The sequence below is a fragment of the Oceanobacillus limi genome (genome assembly GCF_900111445.1).
GTDB lineage: Bacteria > Bacillota > Bacilli > Bacillales > Amphibacillaceae > Ornithinibacillus > Ornithinibacillus limi.
Genome location: NZ_FOHE01000011.1, coordinates 1 through 12,262, shown reverse-complemented (window position 1 = coordinate 12,262; position 12,262 = coordinate 1). Strand labels below are relative to the sequence as shown.

General features: G+C 45.6%; 20 protein-coding genes. 18 read left to right on the top strand and 2 right to left on the bottom strand.

Going from position 1 to position 12,262, the window contains the following annotated elements:
• Positions 1-35 precede the first annotated feature (35 nt).
• The 8 genes from BMX40_RS12230 (at position 36) to dcm (ending at position 4,921) form a co-directional block, all read left to right on the top strand.
• Positions 36-590, top strand: coding sequence for a dUTP diphosphatase (locus BMX40_RS12230; RefSeq protein ID WP_244513536.1), 555 nt, complete (start codon positions 36-38; stop codon positions 588-590).
• Entirely contained in the window at positions 587-727 is a 141-nt protein-coding gene (locus tag BMX40_RS20305; RefSeq protein ID WP_170840776.1) for a hypothetical protein, read from the top strand. The genes BMX40_RS12230 and BMX40_RS20305 overlap by 4 nt, the downstream gene beginning before the upstream one ends.
• Positions 728-1,435, top strand: coding sequence for an FAD-dependent thymidylate synthase (gene thyX, locus BMX40_RS12225; protein WP_090870310.1), 708 nt, complete (start codon positions 728-730; stop codon positions 1,433-1,435). It abuts the gene before it with no gap.
• A 55-nt stretch (positions 1,436-1,490) separates the two neighbouring features.
• Positions 1,491-1,940, top strand: a complete 450-nt coding sequence (locus BMX40_RS12220; RefSeq protein ID WP_170840775.1) for a 3D domain-containing protein — start codon at positions 1,491-1,493, stop codon at positions 1,938-1,940.
• A gap of 395 nt (positions 1,941-2,335) precedes the next feature.
• A complete protein-coding gene (locus tag BMX40_RS20300; protein ID WP_170840774.1) occupies positions 2,336-2,839 on the top strand; it encodes a hypothetical protein in 504 nt (167 codons plus the stop codon).
• Between the two features lies 1 nt (position 2,840).
• Positions 2,841-3,071, top strand: a complete 231-nt coding sequence (locus tag BMX40_RS12210; protein WP_090870305.1) for a hypothetical protein — start codon at positions 2,841-2,843, stop codon at positions 3,069-3,071.
• A complete protein-coding gene (locus BMX40_RS12205) occupies positions 3,068-3,475 on the top strand; it encodes a DUF3310 domain-containing protein (RefSeq protein WP_090870303.1) in 408 nt (135 codons plus the stop codon). The genes BMX40_RS12210 and BMX40_RS12205 overlap by 4 nt, the downstream gene beginning before the upstream one ends.
• Positions 3,476-4,921, top strand: coding sequence for a DNA (cytosine-5-)-methyltransferase (gene dcm, locus BMX40_RS12200; RefSeq protein WP_090870301.1), 1,446 nt, complete (start codon positions 3,476-3,478; stop codon positions 4,919-4,921).
• Here the strand turns inward: dcm and BMX40_RS12195 are convergent.
• The gene (locus tag BMX40_RS12195; protein ID WP_090870299.1) at positions 4,916-5,320 is read right to left on the bottom strand and encodes a hypothetical protein; all 405 of its coding nucleotides are present in this window, start codon (positions 5,318-5,320) and stop codon (positions 4,916-4,918) included. The genes dcm and BMX40_RS12195 overlap by 6 nt on opposite strands.
• Before the next feature lie 139 nt (positions 5,321-5,459).
• On the opposite strand from BMX40_RS12195, the gene BMX40_RS12190 reads away from it, so the two are divergent.
• The 10 genes from BMX40_RS12190 to BMX40_RS12150 all read left to right on the top strand — a co-directional run bounded on the left by BMX40_RS12190 (position 5,460) and on the right by BMX40_RS12150 (position 11,458).
• Entirely contained in the window at positions 5,460-6,194 is a 735-nt protein-coding gene (locus BMX40_RS12190; protein WP_244513517.1) for an N-6 DNA methylase, read from the top strand.
• Positions 6,191-6,421: a hypothetical protein gene (locus BMX40_RS12185; protein ID WP_090870297.1), complete on the top strand. Its 231-nt coding sequence runs from the start codon at positions 6,191-6,193 to the stop codon at positions 6,419-6,421. The genes BMX40_RS12190 and BMX40_RS12185 overlap by 4 nt, the downstream gene beginning before the upstream one ends.
• A gap of 344 nt (positions 6,422-6,765) precedes the next feature.
• Positions 6,766-7,161 carry a sigma factor-like helix-turn-helix DNA-binding protein gene (locus BMX40_RS12180; RefSeq protein WP_090870295.1) on the top strand — a complete coding sequence of 132 codons (396 nt, stop codon included), beginning with the start codon at positions 6,766-6,768 and terminating at the stop codon, positions 7,159-7,161.
• The gene (locus tag BMX40_RS12175) at positions 7,158-7,601 is read left to right on the top strand and encodes a hypothetical protein (RefSeq protein WP_090870293.1); all 444 of its coding nucleotides are present in this window, start codon (positions 7,158-7,160) and stop codon (positions 7,599-7,601) included. Before BMX40_RS12180 ends, BMX40_RS12175 begins: the two co-directional genes overlap by 4 nt.
• 111 nt (positions 7,602-7,712) lie before the next feature.
• Entirely contained in the window at positions 7,713-8,132 is a 420-nt protein-coding gene (locus tag BMX40_RS12170; RefSeq protein WP_090870291.1) for a BC1881 family protein, read from the top strand.
• Positions 8,132-8,452, top strand: a complete 321-nt coding sequence (locus BMX40_RS12165; protein ID WP_244513515.1) for a hypothetical protein — start codon at positions 8,132-8,134, stop codon at positions 8,450-8,452. The genes BMX40_RS12170 and BMX40_RS12165 overlap by 1 nt, the downstream gene beginning before the upstream one ends.
• Positions 8,449-9,300 (top strand): hypothetical protein, encoded by an 852-nt coding sequence (locus BMX40_RS12160; RefSeq protein WP_090870287.1) that lies wholly within the window; start codon positions 8,449-8,451, stop codon positions 9,298-9,300. The genes BMX40_RS12165 and BMX40_RS12160 overlap by 4 nt, the downstream gene beginning before the upstream one ends.
• Positions 9,301-9,762: 462 nt before the next feature.
• The gene (locus BMX40_RS20295) at positions 9,763-9,930 is read left to right on the top strand and encodes a hypothetical protein (RefSeq protein WP_170840773.1); all 168 of its coding nucleotides are present in this window, start codon (positions 9,763-9,765) and stop codon (positions 9,928-9,930) included.
• Between the two features lie 8 nt (positions 9,931-9,938).
• Positions 9,939-10,331, top strand: coding sequence for a phBC6A51 family helix-turn-helix protein (locus BMX40_RS12155; RefSeq protein ID WP_090870285.1), 393 nt, complete (start codon positions 9,939-9,941; stop codon positions 10,329-10,331).
• A 581-nt stretch (positions 10,332-10,912) separates the two neighbouring features.
• Complete coding sequence (locus BMX40_RS12150; RefSeq protein ID WP_090870283.1) at positions 10,913-11,458, top strand: hypothetical protein; 546 nt, start codon at positions 10,913-10,915, stop codon at positions 11,456-11,458.
• Between the two features lie 152 nt (positions 11,459-11,610).
• Here the strand turns inward: BMX40_RS12150 and BMX40_RS12145 are convergent, their stop codons facing one another.
• Positions 11,611-12,153 (bottom strand): tyrosine-type recombinase/integrase, encoded by a 543-nt coding sequence (locus tag BMX40_RS12145; RefSeq protein ID WP_090870280.1) that lies wholly within the window; start codon positions 12,151-12,153, stop codon positions 11,611-11,613.
• Positions 12,154-12,262: the final 109 nt, after the last annotated feature.

Sequence of the window (12,262 nt, the reverse complement as noted above, 5' to 3'; positions counted from 1 at the left end):
TTTCCGACTTCGACAACGGATATAACCGAGGATACATTACGGGAGTCCTCGCCAACTCTCCGAAAACTGCCGACGTCAAAGTTAAACGCATACACTCGGACGCAGTTATCCCGACCAAAGCGCACGACGGCGACGCTGGCTTCGATCTATTTGCGGTAGAGGACGTTATTATCGAACCTAACGGAACAGCGTTAGTCAAGACGGGAATTGCCGTAGAGTTGCCGGAAGGGTACGAAATGCAGATTCGCCCACGATCCGGTATTACGCTAAAGACGAAATTACGCGTGCAATTCGGTACGGTTGACTCGACGTATAGAGGCGAAATTGGCGTGATTGTCGATAACATTACCGATAAACCTAGCGCAAATTTACGGTCATTAGCGAACATTAAACGGATAAGGACGGTAGAGAACGAATTTATCGATTGCGATGAGGCGGTCAGACAAGGCGCCTATATTATCCGCAAAGGCGAAAAAATCGCACAAGCGATCATACAACGATTACCTTCCGTACAATTTACGGAGGTTTCCGAGTTAGGTGAGTCGGATAGAGGCGACAAAGGATACGGTTCAACGGGGGTGAGCGAATGAATGTATTAAGCGTACTATTTGCGTTATTTTGGTTCGGTTGGTTTATCGCGTTATGCCTCGGCGTTGAGCCGGATAAGGTCATAATTGGTTGCGCGATGTTAATATCCGCAGTTAATTTCTTGAAGGAGGTCGAATAGATGGCGAAATCAAACGAATTTATCTCCGTATTAGATCAAGGTTATATCCGACTAGTCAACGTAATGGGTTCGGACTTAACGGTAGCAAACGCAGCGCGTGTCAGCTACGACAAGGAATCGTTTGAACTCGACGAAAAGGACGAAAAGTTAATCCGTTTCTTGGCGCGAGAGGGGCATACGTCCCCTTTCCGCCATGCAACGTTACAGTTCGAGGTCTATGCGCCGTTAATGGTCGCTAGGCAATGGTGGAAGTACGTAGTAGGCTCCGACCATACGATGGACGCATGGAACGAATCATCGCGACGATATGTTACCGAAGAGCCGACGTTTTATATTCCCGACAATGACGAATGGCGCAGCAAACCAGCGAACAGCAAGCAAGGTAGTGGAGAGCCAATCGATTACTCAGACGGAAAGCACTTTACGGGGGCATTAATGCGTTATGTAGACGATGGTTTGGCAATGTACGAAAAGGCGATAGAACAAGGAATCGCTCCCGAACAAGCGCGCCTATTCCTTCCGGCATACGGAATGTATGTGCGTTGGTACTGGACGGCCAGCCTACAGTCGGTCGCACACTTCGTCAATCAACGGTTAGCACACGATGCACAAGCGGAAATACAAGCGTACGCAAAGGCGGTCAACGCGTTAGCGGTCGAACATTTCCCGGTAAGTATCGAAGAATTAACGAAGCACGCGAAAGGATGATTCTATCGGACTCATAACGAAAATCACGCTATTACCGATCATAGTCGGCGTATTCTTGTCGGAAAATCCGGAGGTGATTGACGATGTTCAAACGGTTAATAGCGATATTCCAACGATTGAAAGCGAAGTTTCAACGGACGATAGTGGCGATAACCTTAGCGCTTTATCTTCCGAGGAACAGTCGGAAACGTTCGAAGTAGAGGCGACATCTTATACGGCACGCTGCGAAGGTTGTAGCGGAATTACCTACACGGGATATGACGTACGCAATACCGTATATACACCGGAAGGTTATCGCATTATTGCGGTAGACCCTTCGATCATTCCGTTACATTCGACGGTTAGGATTACGTTAGGTGACGGAACAACCTACGAAGCGAAGGCGTTAGATATCGGAGGCTCTATCGTAGGAAAGCGTATTGATTTCCTTGTAGAAACGCGAGAGGAAGCGTTACAGTTCGGAAGGCAGACGGTAAGTATCGAAATATTAAACGAAGTAAATTAGCCTAACGGCGAAAGGGGAGCGGTAATATGAGCGAAGTTAAACGACACTACATCGCAGACGAGTCACTAGGCGGAATCGAACGGGAGTATGTCGAGGTTGATTGGAAGGCTGACGTTGGGGATTACGTCGTAAGCAACGAGCAACTCGAATTTATCGATAGAATATACGAGGTTTATCACGTGTCTGTCGGATGTATACTTGGCAAATACTCTCGAGGTCATGCGAGTTTAAGCAATTATAAAACGCTATCCCCAACGAACATTATCCGCCACAACAACGTACGTTACGAAATGGTCGATAGGCGTGCGGAGGTTGGCGAGAAGGTTATCATCATCAATCCTCAACACACGTTAAAGATGTACGGTTATAGAAATGGCGATATTTTTGACGTAAAAATGACTCACAGAGTCTCTGTAGAGTCAACGACCAAAACGCCTGGAAGAGGCGACTATTTACGGTTTTGGGAAGAAGAATACCGCGTACTCGTCCCGCTAGAATCTACCTCGCCACAATCTACCGACGACATCATCGCAAACTTAGTCGGACGCCTAGCGAAAGCCGAGCGCAAGATTGCGGAACTAACCGAGCAATCCGACTCTAATGCGAAGGATATTCGCACATGGGCGGATGATTATACGGAGTTTAAGTCGTCACCAAGTCTGTGGGCGACGCAATCCGACGTACTAAGCATCAACGCAGAACTCGGAATCTTACGCGAAACGTCGTTCGATTGGTCGGAGAAAATCGAGCAGAAAATTGAAATGCTTATCGATGATGTCGTCGCAATAGACGAACGCACGCAACCGCTAACGACCGAAGGTGTATCGGAACTATCCGAAGAATTGACGAAAGTTGTTACGCAAGCAATCGACGATAAGCTACGGAAGGTAGGTCGGTAATATGGCGGAAGTAGTGACGTTCAATCCTGAAGCCAAGGCGGAATATTTCCGTGAGAAAGTGGCGGAAGGCTTACCAGCTGATAAGCTGTTCGCAGGACTTGTCGGAAATATTGCGGAAGGACGCGACGGATTGGCGGACTTTCATATGGCGGAGTTGCGTGCGCTAGTTAGCGCTTATAACGAAATAGAGTCGGAAAGGCTGGCGAAATTATTCGAGGAGGTTAGCGGATGAAGATACGGATAACGGAAGGTCGCGGTTGGTATACGGATAAGGTCGGAGAGGTGTTTGATGTCGTTGGGAGGTGGGGGAGTCACAAGTACATCGTTAATAATAACGGAGATACCGAGAATTACTTCGTAAGTGACGGCTACTGCGAAATTGTCGACGAATCAAATTCCGAAGCCGACGCGATTAATTCACCTCAACATTACACGAATGGGCGCTTCGAGACGATCGAAATTATCGAAGAAATAACGAAAGGGTACGACAATGGTTACGTCAGTTATTGCGTAGGTAATGCGCTGAAATACCTCGCAAGGGCACCGTATAAGCACGGAGAACCTACGGAGGACTTACGCAAGGCAGCGAAATATATCGAGTTTGCTATCGAACATTTGGCGAAGGAGGGCGAGTGATTGAGTAGATTTACATTCGTAGAGTTGTTCGCAGGGATTGGCGGTGTTTCATTCGGATTTGAACGATTAGGCGGTAAGTGCCTGCTTGCTGCGGAATATGATCCTCAAGCAAAAACGCAATTTGCACAAATGGCGTACAAAACGCTACATCCCGATTCAACGGTAACTGGCGACGTATTCGAGTTGCAGTCGGAAGATGTGCCGGACCACGACGTATTATCCTTTACAACTCCTTGTCAATCGTTTTCCGTTGCAGGGAAGCGAGGCGGATTTAATGACGTTAGAGGTACGTTATACTTCGAAGCTATGCGAATTGCTGCCGAAAAGAAACCGAAGATTATCTTTATGGAAAACGTAAAGGGACTTGTTGGGCACGATAAAGGTAAGACGCTAGATACAATTGTAAAAGTAGCGAATGAGTGCGGCTATACTATCGATTTTAACGTACTCAACTCGAAATATTTCGGTGTACCGCAGAATAGGGAGCGGTTCTTTATGATAGGCATTAGAGACGATCTAATCGAACGCGAGCCGTGGGTTATCGAAGGCACGAACGTAGTGGCGAAAGGTAAACGAAGAATTAGCGAATATGATGACTTAAAGACGTTCAATTTCGACTGGCCTTCGCAAGATTCCGTGACTACTAGATTACGAGATATTCTCGAAACGGACGTGGACGAGCGGTATTATTTGAGCGAGGAAAAGACGGCGAAGTTGATATCGCAGCTAAACGAAGGTAGTGGGATCGGTAAAGACGGAAAGTTAAGTACGATATGTACGGGCGAAAACATATCTCCGTGTATTGACGCTAACTTTACGAAAGGTATTGGTCCGGCAGATGTAGCGAAGAATCGTAATAGACGTCCTCATATGATAGAACCTCAAATGGTCGGACATATCGACCTAAAAGGTCACGACGCAATCCGCCGAGTCTACTCGGCGGAAGGTGTATCACCAACCCTTACGACAATGGGCGGAGGTCATCGCGAGCCTAAGATTGCGGAACAACAATCGTTAGACGCCGGTATGAATGAGGGCGCGACCAAAGTACGGGAGGACGGATTATCCAGTACATTAACCGCCTCATATCACAAAGGACTATGCGGTCAATCACGCCCATTTGTCGGAGAAGAAGTCCGCCCCGTTCTTACGCCTGACCGCGAAAACAAGCGCCAAAACGGGCGCAGATTTAAAGACGACGGAGAAGAATCGTTCACCCTTACGGCACAAGATCGGCACGGTATAGCGGAAGGCACTCCGCCAAAATATCGCATACGCAAACTTACGCCAAAAGAATGTCTACGACTTCAATCGTTTCCCGACGAGGTATTCGAAAAACTAACGGAAGCAGGCATCAGTAACTCGCAACTCTACCGTATGAGCGGAAATGCCGTCACTGTGAACGTTATCGAGGCGTTAGGCGAGCGGTTATTACCGTACCTATAACGAACCGTCTTCGCCTGCTCTAGCGTCATCCATAAGCTGAAACGCATATGCTCCGTCAGGGTATTCGGAGAAATCGCGACCTACGTAATTATATCGGAGTGGTAAGTCAGCATCCGACAAGCCAACGGAATTGATTAACGGACGTGCTGACGCATAACCGCGTTTATCGATCTTATGTGGCTTGACGTTTGCTGGGCGAACCACATCCGCAGCACCTACGATAATTCGCTTATTAGCGATGTCATATCCGATTTGCACCGTATCAGAGCCGACTAGACTGCGCGCTTTGGCGTTAAAGTATAGGCGACGTTGTGCATCTACGGATATAAACGGATCACGGTCGGGTTCGGACGTAATCCAACGGAATGATTCCGATTGTTTAGCGGATTTTTTCGGCATATAGGACGCCTCCTTTGCGATGGTTGTACGAGTAGTATAACCGAATTATAAACGATATAAACGGTAAATGCAACGGAAATGTAACGATAAATATGCGAGTGTGTAGCGCACATGTATAAATACGAAAGGACGTGGTTTATTGAGCGGGAATATAACGGAACAAGTAAACGGAATCCTCGGTATTAACGATTCATACGAGGCACCTACGAAAATCATGGAGATATTACACGATAAGGAACGTAGAGAGTCCGTGTTTAAGAAGTTCCTCGAAATATTCGATTATGACGTATCCTACGATTGGTTCACGGATTACTTTCAAGACGAACACGCTGACCGAAAGAAGAAAAAGCAAGACTTTACTCCCCGTAGTGTCAATACGTTAATCACCGAATTAACTGGCGAAGAATATGACGGGAGCCATTACGAGCCTTGCGCCGGAACTGGCGGAATGACTATCGCAGCATGGCAACGGGATCGTATAAAGCACTCGCCATTCGATTATAAGCCGTCATGGTACGTCTATACTTGCGAGGAATTAAGTGACCGTGCGTTGCCGTTCCTTTTGTTTAACGTAATGATTCGAGGTATGAACGCTATTGTCGTCCACTGTGACGTACTATCTCGGAAGTCATACGGAGCGTTTTTCGTACAAAACGACTATGACGATCATCTCCAATTCTCGTCGCTAAATGTTATGCCTTATACGGACGAGGTTGCTAATCACTTGGCGGTAACGTGGGAAGAAGAACGGTATGAGGCGTTAGTTGAAACGCCGGGCATTCCGCATCATGTACTGTATCCGACACCTCGCGGAGAGATCAGCGACTTTACAAAGGTTGTGTACGAATTAGTCGGTGTGGAGGTGATGGAATGAGTAAATATAGCGTTGGAGACGTAGTACGAACTAAAGACCGAGGATTGCTTGGATTGTGGGAAGTAACGAATATATGCGATATTGCCCGCGACCCGGATTCGTTTGATTATGATTATATGATAACTGACAACGAATGCGACTCGGAGATTTACGTAAGGGAGAACGATTTAATCCTTGTCTGTAAAGTGGAAGATAGACGCGATATTGATGAAGGAGTGTCAAAATAAGTGACTAAAAAGAAAAAGTTAATGTTTCCGATGAAATGCGATAAGTGCGGAAAAGAACCAGTTGCTGAGATGAAAAAGGACTGGAAAGTGATTAGATTAGATTGTACTTGTGGCGGCCGAATTATTACCGATTATAGCGATCCCTACTACGAGTAAAATACAGCTTCAAGGAGGTTGAGTTGAATGAAATCTAGTGAAGATTTAGTACCTTGTAGCCATTGCGGGGAGTATATTTCTCTATCTGAGGCACATAAAACTGAGTGGAAGGAAATAAAGTTGTCATGGTATTACTGTGAAAGGTGCGAGGGAGTTTTTAAGGGTTCGAACGGAATGGAGGCGAAGTAATGGGCGCAGTATCCATCGATATACACGAAAAGGAACGAAAACTAGACGAAACCTATGCGCTAGATAGTCCGGAAGGCGTCCGCCTACTCTTATCCGACTATCATGCGCTAGTCAAACGGCAATATGACGGCGATACAGACGCGATTGTCATACTCGCAGACCTAGCGCACGCCATCGATAAAGCACGTCTTACATGGCGCCAGAAAAGCGCCTTGCATTACGTATTTATCGAAGATTGGACGCAGGAACAGACGGGAGAGGCGTTAGGGATTGCGCAAAAGAACGTTTCCACGCTAATAGACCGAGCGTTATTAAATATTGCGGAAGTGTTCGAGTATTGGGCGAGGCATGACGAAGGGTATCGATTAACTTACGGAGAGGCGGAAACGGAATGAATATCGACTTCAAAGGCGACTACAAAGCGAAATTAAACGAGATTATCGACGGCTTGTACGAAAATAAATCGGGGATGAGTCGTAATCAGCGTATATGGGCGGTTCAATATTATACGGATGAGTACGTTAGGCAGACGGGAGAGCGTCCGGAGAGTGGCGCATTAGACCGGTTAGCTACGTTAATACTGGACGATGAGATTGCGGATAAAGACCGAATGAAGATGCGCAATAACGAGTATCCGATAATGAGTGACGACCAACAAGAGCGGAGAGATCGCGAAGTGGCGTCGATTAAATGGGCGGAAGAGGTTGGGGTTGACGGTAAAGACCACCGACCAAAAACTAGTAAGACCGTCCGTAGCAGGGAACGTAGATTCATGTCGTATAGAGAGTTTACTAAGGTTCAGCCGGTGATTACGTATAATTTGCGAGAAATTTAACGTAAAATGGTATATTTTACGTGATTTTGTACCTATACGTTATAGGAATACTTTTACAATCGTCTGTCCTACGTGGCAGGCGTTTTTATTATGAGAAGGAGGACGATGTAAATGGCGGACAAACAGTCGCGCGAATTAAAGGAAGGAAACGAAAGCAATGTCGGAAACATATCGATCAAGGTGGACGTAGATTGCTCGGATGCCTTAACGGGATTAAAGGCGATCCAACGTGAGGCGAAGAAGGCTACACAAACGCTACGAGAGTTGGAGGCGGAACGAGATCGCCAAGACGAAGAGTTTGGAAAGTTGTTCGACGCGCACCAAAACTTAGCGCAACAACACGACGATCTGACGGTTAAGCCGTTATCTAACGCAACAACGGAAGAATTGACGGAAGAGTTGGCGAAAAGGGAAGGCGTAAGGAAAGCGGAGATTAAACCAGATATTCGTGGCGAGTTATTGCCGGAAGGAATAAGTGGATATACAACGTTTATTCACGGACCTGCTCGCGTATTGGTGGTGACGGACTAGTGGCGAAGTCTTATTTACGCGGTCATGAAATCGAACAAGTGAACGGAGAATGGGTTTACGTAGATACAAAAGAACCTACGGAAGAAACATGGCAACAAAGAGCGTGCGGACACTGCCACAAACACGCAACAACCGAAGGGCATGACGCATGTTTAGGAACGTTACCTGGCGTTATGAACGCGTGTTGTGGTCACGGACAAGACGACGAGGCGTACGTACAATTTCTCGACACGTCCATTATCCGTGGGTGTGACTCGCTTGAAATAATGAATATATTACGGAAATATGCAACGAATAATAGAGACGGAGGAATCCGATGAATAAGAGTAAAACCGATGAACACCGTTATTTTGACGGTGTTTTTTCTTATACAGACGAAAACGGTGAAGCGCGTATATCCGCACCAGCTACGACACATCGCGTAATCAGTTACGAACAAACCGAAGCCTATAAACGCGAACAAGCGGCGGAGAAATGGCGCCGAGGTCGCCAGCCTAGCTTTACCGCGACTAGGATGCGAAACATACACGAAGTATATGACGCACTAACTACCGCACAATGCGGGTATCTCATGCGCTTACAATGCTCGGTAGATTACGTAACAGGACGATTGGTTAATTCGGATAAATCCGCGATGAGTTACGCAGACATGCGGAAAGAACTCGGACTAGCGCGCAAGAAAAGCACATTCAGCGAATTTTTATCGGCGTGTAAAAGGAACGACATTATTACGGAGAAAGACGGAGAGCATTTCGTCAATCAACGGTACCATTTCCGAGGCGCATTTACCGACCCTTACGTAGTTAAGGCATATACAACGAAAGTGAAGCATGTGTATCGCGAAGTAAAAGCGGCAGACATCGGATTGATGTACCGAATGCTTCCGTATGTACACTACGACCTAAACGCGTTGTGCGACAATCCTTACGAAGATGATCCGAATAAGATTCGGTGGTTCAATCGGAAAAGTTTAGCGGAAGCAATCGGCGTTGATCCAGCGACATTAGGACGTAGGTTGCCGAAGATGAAATTCGGTGATGAATACGTGATTGCACGGATTAAGGTCGGAGGTAAAGAGAAATATACGTTCAATCCGAACGTGTTTTATCGGAAGGATACGAAGCCATCTGACGACTTAATTGCGATGTTTAATACGAAGGAAGCGTAAAAAGTGTGACTTTATTCGAACAAAACGGCAAAAAGTGTGACTTTATTCGAACGAAATAAAAACGGAGTAAATAAGAGAAAACGTTAGTATGACGGAGATATATCGAGATATATGCGATTTTTGTTCGTGAAAAAAGCGTAATTATATCTTAGTCTTTGTCAGTAATAACAAGGAAGGATAATACCTTGCGATTTCGGGAAAACCGCCCTCATCGCTATCATTACATTTTCGGAGATTCTTTTCCGATAATAAAGAACTTCGATAACTATTGATAGTAATACGGGGTGAACTTTCCCCGGATTACAAAGGTTTTAATCTTTTTATAAGACGCAACTTATAGGCGCTAAGTTAATCCGCCAAATGTAGCCGCAGATATTATCATATCTAACCGTACATTTGGCGGAGATACTTCCGTATCTAGCGGTAACTTATGCGCACATATACGTAATCGGAGGCGTTATTATGACGGAACAGGAACGTAAGTATATCGCACCTTTTGCGGAACTATACGGATATTCGAAGGGAGAAGTCGCAGAGTATGGCGATATTATAGCGCGGACTTTAACGTTTAAGCGCTATGTATTGGCGGAGAGTATACGGGAATTATTTAACGGAATTATACGGAGGTGAACGAACATATGGCGAAGAGATTAAGCGAAAAGCAGATCGCAGCAATAACGATACTAGCACAACCGAAGATGAACGGAATGACTAACGATCAAATAGCCGAGGAAGTAGGCGTAGATAGGTCGACATTATATCGGTGGAAGAACGACGATACATTCAACGAGGAATTAAAGCGTACGATTATGCGCAATACACTCGACAGATTACCGGAAGTAATGGCGTCTATACCCGACCATATTATTAACGATGGTAATGCGGCTATGTTCCGTACATTACTGCAAGCACACGGAGTATTGACGGAGAAGCACGAAATTAATACGAAGTCTAGCGGAGATTCTACGGACATTGATGCGATGAAAGCGGAGTTAGAGGCGTTTAGAAAACGGAAAGATTCCGAGGAATAGTCGCAACGGAATTATTGGCGGACATTATAATAGGGAAGATACTCGGAATTTCTACGGAATTATTGCGCGAGTTAATGCGACAAGTGGACGCAGATTTATCGAGATTACCGGGCGACAGGCTTTGGCGCGTGACCCCTCGATCACTTTGACGGAATCCTTGGCGAATATACACCGCACATTATACCGAATATGCACGATTTTATACATCGGATGATAAACGGAAGGAATTGGTAAACGTTGATATAGCGGTATGTAGGCGAATGCATAAACGAAAGTTACGTTAATGTGCGCTAGGTATGTGCGTGAGTGTAGGCGTAGCAAGGCGCGAGGACGTACGTCAATGTAACATAATCCGTTTTTGTTACATTCGGTATTCAGCGGATTGTATGAAAATACATGCGGATATGGGTGACGAAAATAGGGGGCGGCGGGTCAAGCCTATCCGACCTTTGTCAGGCGGATTTTAAATACGGATATCAAAAAATCACTTTGAGTCGGGGCGATATGCCTTCGGCTCTTTTTGCGTTGGAGGCGATTATATCGGTAGAGGATCGAAGAAGTACCCAGATAAAGACGCAGTCATGAACGAAATAATACGTAGACATAGCGAAGGATTGCCTGTAAATTATTCTGCTATACGAGTACAAGACGATGCCTTACGTAGAAGATGTACGGCTCTTTTCGGAGGGTATTCGAAAGCGGTCGAGGCGTGCGGATTTAATTACGATGACTTTCGTACAGATACCGCTATGGCGTCTTATTATGGGATAATTCTTGAGGATTTGGTAAAAGACATTTTCGCAGAGTTACGAATCGAGTTTGGCGAGAAGCCTCCCGGCAATCTTAGACCGGACATTATTATGCGATACAAACGTTGGGTAGACGTTAAACTTTCCGAATGGACTATCGATAATAGAGATTGCCCGACAGTAGAGAAATACCTACCGCATTGTCGTTCCCTTACGATTGTATACTTACGCGGTCGTCAAGGAGGTAGAATGTACGACGATAAGGTTAGATTAATAAACGTAAAAGAATATGTCAAGCAATTACCTAAACATATAAGAAGCTATTACTACAGTAAATTAGACGAAATAGAAACGATGTTAAACGAAATAAATGTATAGGTTACGAAACAACTACGCAATATAAACGAAATAAAGGCGATTACAGACGTTTTTGTCCGTTTTAGGCACGATAACCCTCGGCGCAAACAAAAACGCCACAGAGACGCTCTAAATGCGTTCTATGACGGTTATACTTCGTGTTAGCACAAGGGTTACACCTCAATGCTTTCGTATGCTTCCGATATTTCGTCGGCTGTCACACCGATATATTTCAGCGTTTCTCTTTCGGAACTGTGCGCTAGGATCGTCATGATACGCGTAATATTCACGCCGTTTTCGTATAGGCGATAGCCGAACGTTTTACGTAGCGAATGGGTTCCGATGGTACCGAGCTTATCCGTAAGTCCTGCGCTTGCTACTGCGTCATTTAATATGCGGTATGCTTGCACGCGGGATATGGGGCGATCACCTTTCCGACTAGCGAAAATATAGTCGCTATCCTTACCGGACAATATTGCGATTTCTTTTTTAACGGACTTACTAAACGTAATCGTCCGTTTTTTCTTACGCTTACTTTCCGTTAAGGTGAGCGCATCTTTACCGCGCAAGTCACCGACCTTTAACGTAAGTAAGTCGGAGATACGGAGTCCAAACGCAGTTCCTAGCGTAAGTAATAGGCGGTTGCGTCCGTGTAATTGGCGCTTGATTTTATTAAAATCGCGTTTATCTTTTATCGGATACACTTCGTTTCCCATAACGTAACACCTCGCAAAGTTTTGTTACATTCAGTATATAACGAATGATTGACGATGTCAACGAATAATTAACGTGTGTATAGCGCACATGTAATAACACGAAAGGGGG

Excerpts from the sequence above, each read along its gene's own strand:
- BMX40_RS12185 (WP_090870297.1), top strand. The coding sequence starts at position 6,191 with ATGAGTAAATATAGCGTTGGAGACGTAGTACGAACTAAAGACCGAGGA.
- BMX40_RS12160 (WP_090870287.1), top strand. The coding sequence starts at position 8,449 with ATGAATAAGAGTAAAACCGATGAACACCGTTATTTTGACGGTGTTTTT.
- BMX40_RS12170 (WP_090870291.1), top strand. The coding sequence starts at position 7,713 with ATGGCGGACAAACAGTCGCGCGAATTAAAGGAAGGAAACGAAAGCAAT.
- BMX40_RS12155 (WP_090870285.1), top strand. The coding sequence starts at position 9,939 with ATGGCGAAGAGATTAAGCGAAAAGCAGATCGCAGCAATAACGATACTA.
- BMX40_RS20305 (WP_170840776.1), top strand. The coding sequence starts at position 587 with ATGAATGTATTAAGCGTACTATTTGCGTTATTTTGGTTCGGTTGGTTT.
- BMX40_RS12195 (WP_090870299.1), bottom strand. The coding sequence starts at position 5,320 with ATGCCGAAAAAATCCGCTAAACAATCGGAATCATTCCGTTGGATTACG.
- BMX40_RS12180 (WP_090870295.1), top strand. The coding sequence starts at position 6,766 with ATGGGCGCAGTATCCATCGATATACACGAAAAGGAACGAAAACTAGAC.
- BMX40_RS12145 (WP_090870280.1), bottom strand. The coding sequence starts at position 12,153 with ATGGGAAACGAAGTGTATCCGATAAAAGATAAACGCGATTTTAATAAA.
- BMX40_RS20295 (WP_170840773.1), top strand. The coding sequence starts at position 9,763 with ATGACGGAACAGGAACGTAAGTATATCGCACCTTTTGCGGAACTATAC.
- BMX40_RS20300 (WP_170840774.1), top strand. The coding sequence starts at position 2,336 with ATGACTCACAGAGTCTCTGTAGAGTCAACGACCAAAACGCCTGGAAGA.
- BMX40_RS12210 (WP_090870305.1), top strand. The coding sequence starts at position 2,841 with ATGGCGGAAGTAGTGACGTTCAATCCTGAAGCCAAGGCGGAATATTTC.
- BMX40_RS12150 (WP_090870283.1), top strand. The coding sequence starts at position 10,913 with ATGAACGAAATAATACGTAGACATAGCGAAGGATTGCCTGTAAATTAT.
- BMX40_RS12175 (WP_090870293.1), top strand. The coding sequence starts at position 7,158 with ATGAATATCGACTTCAAAGGCGACTACAAAGCGAAATTAAACGAGATT.
- thyX (WP_090870310.1), top strand. The coding sequence starts at position 728 with ATGGCGAAATCAAACGAATTTATCTCCGTATTAGATCAAGGTTATATC.
- BMX40_RS12205 (WP_090870303.1), top strand. The coding sequence starts at position 3,068 with ATGAAGATACGGATAACGGAAGGTCGCGGTTGGTATACGGATAAGGTC.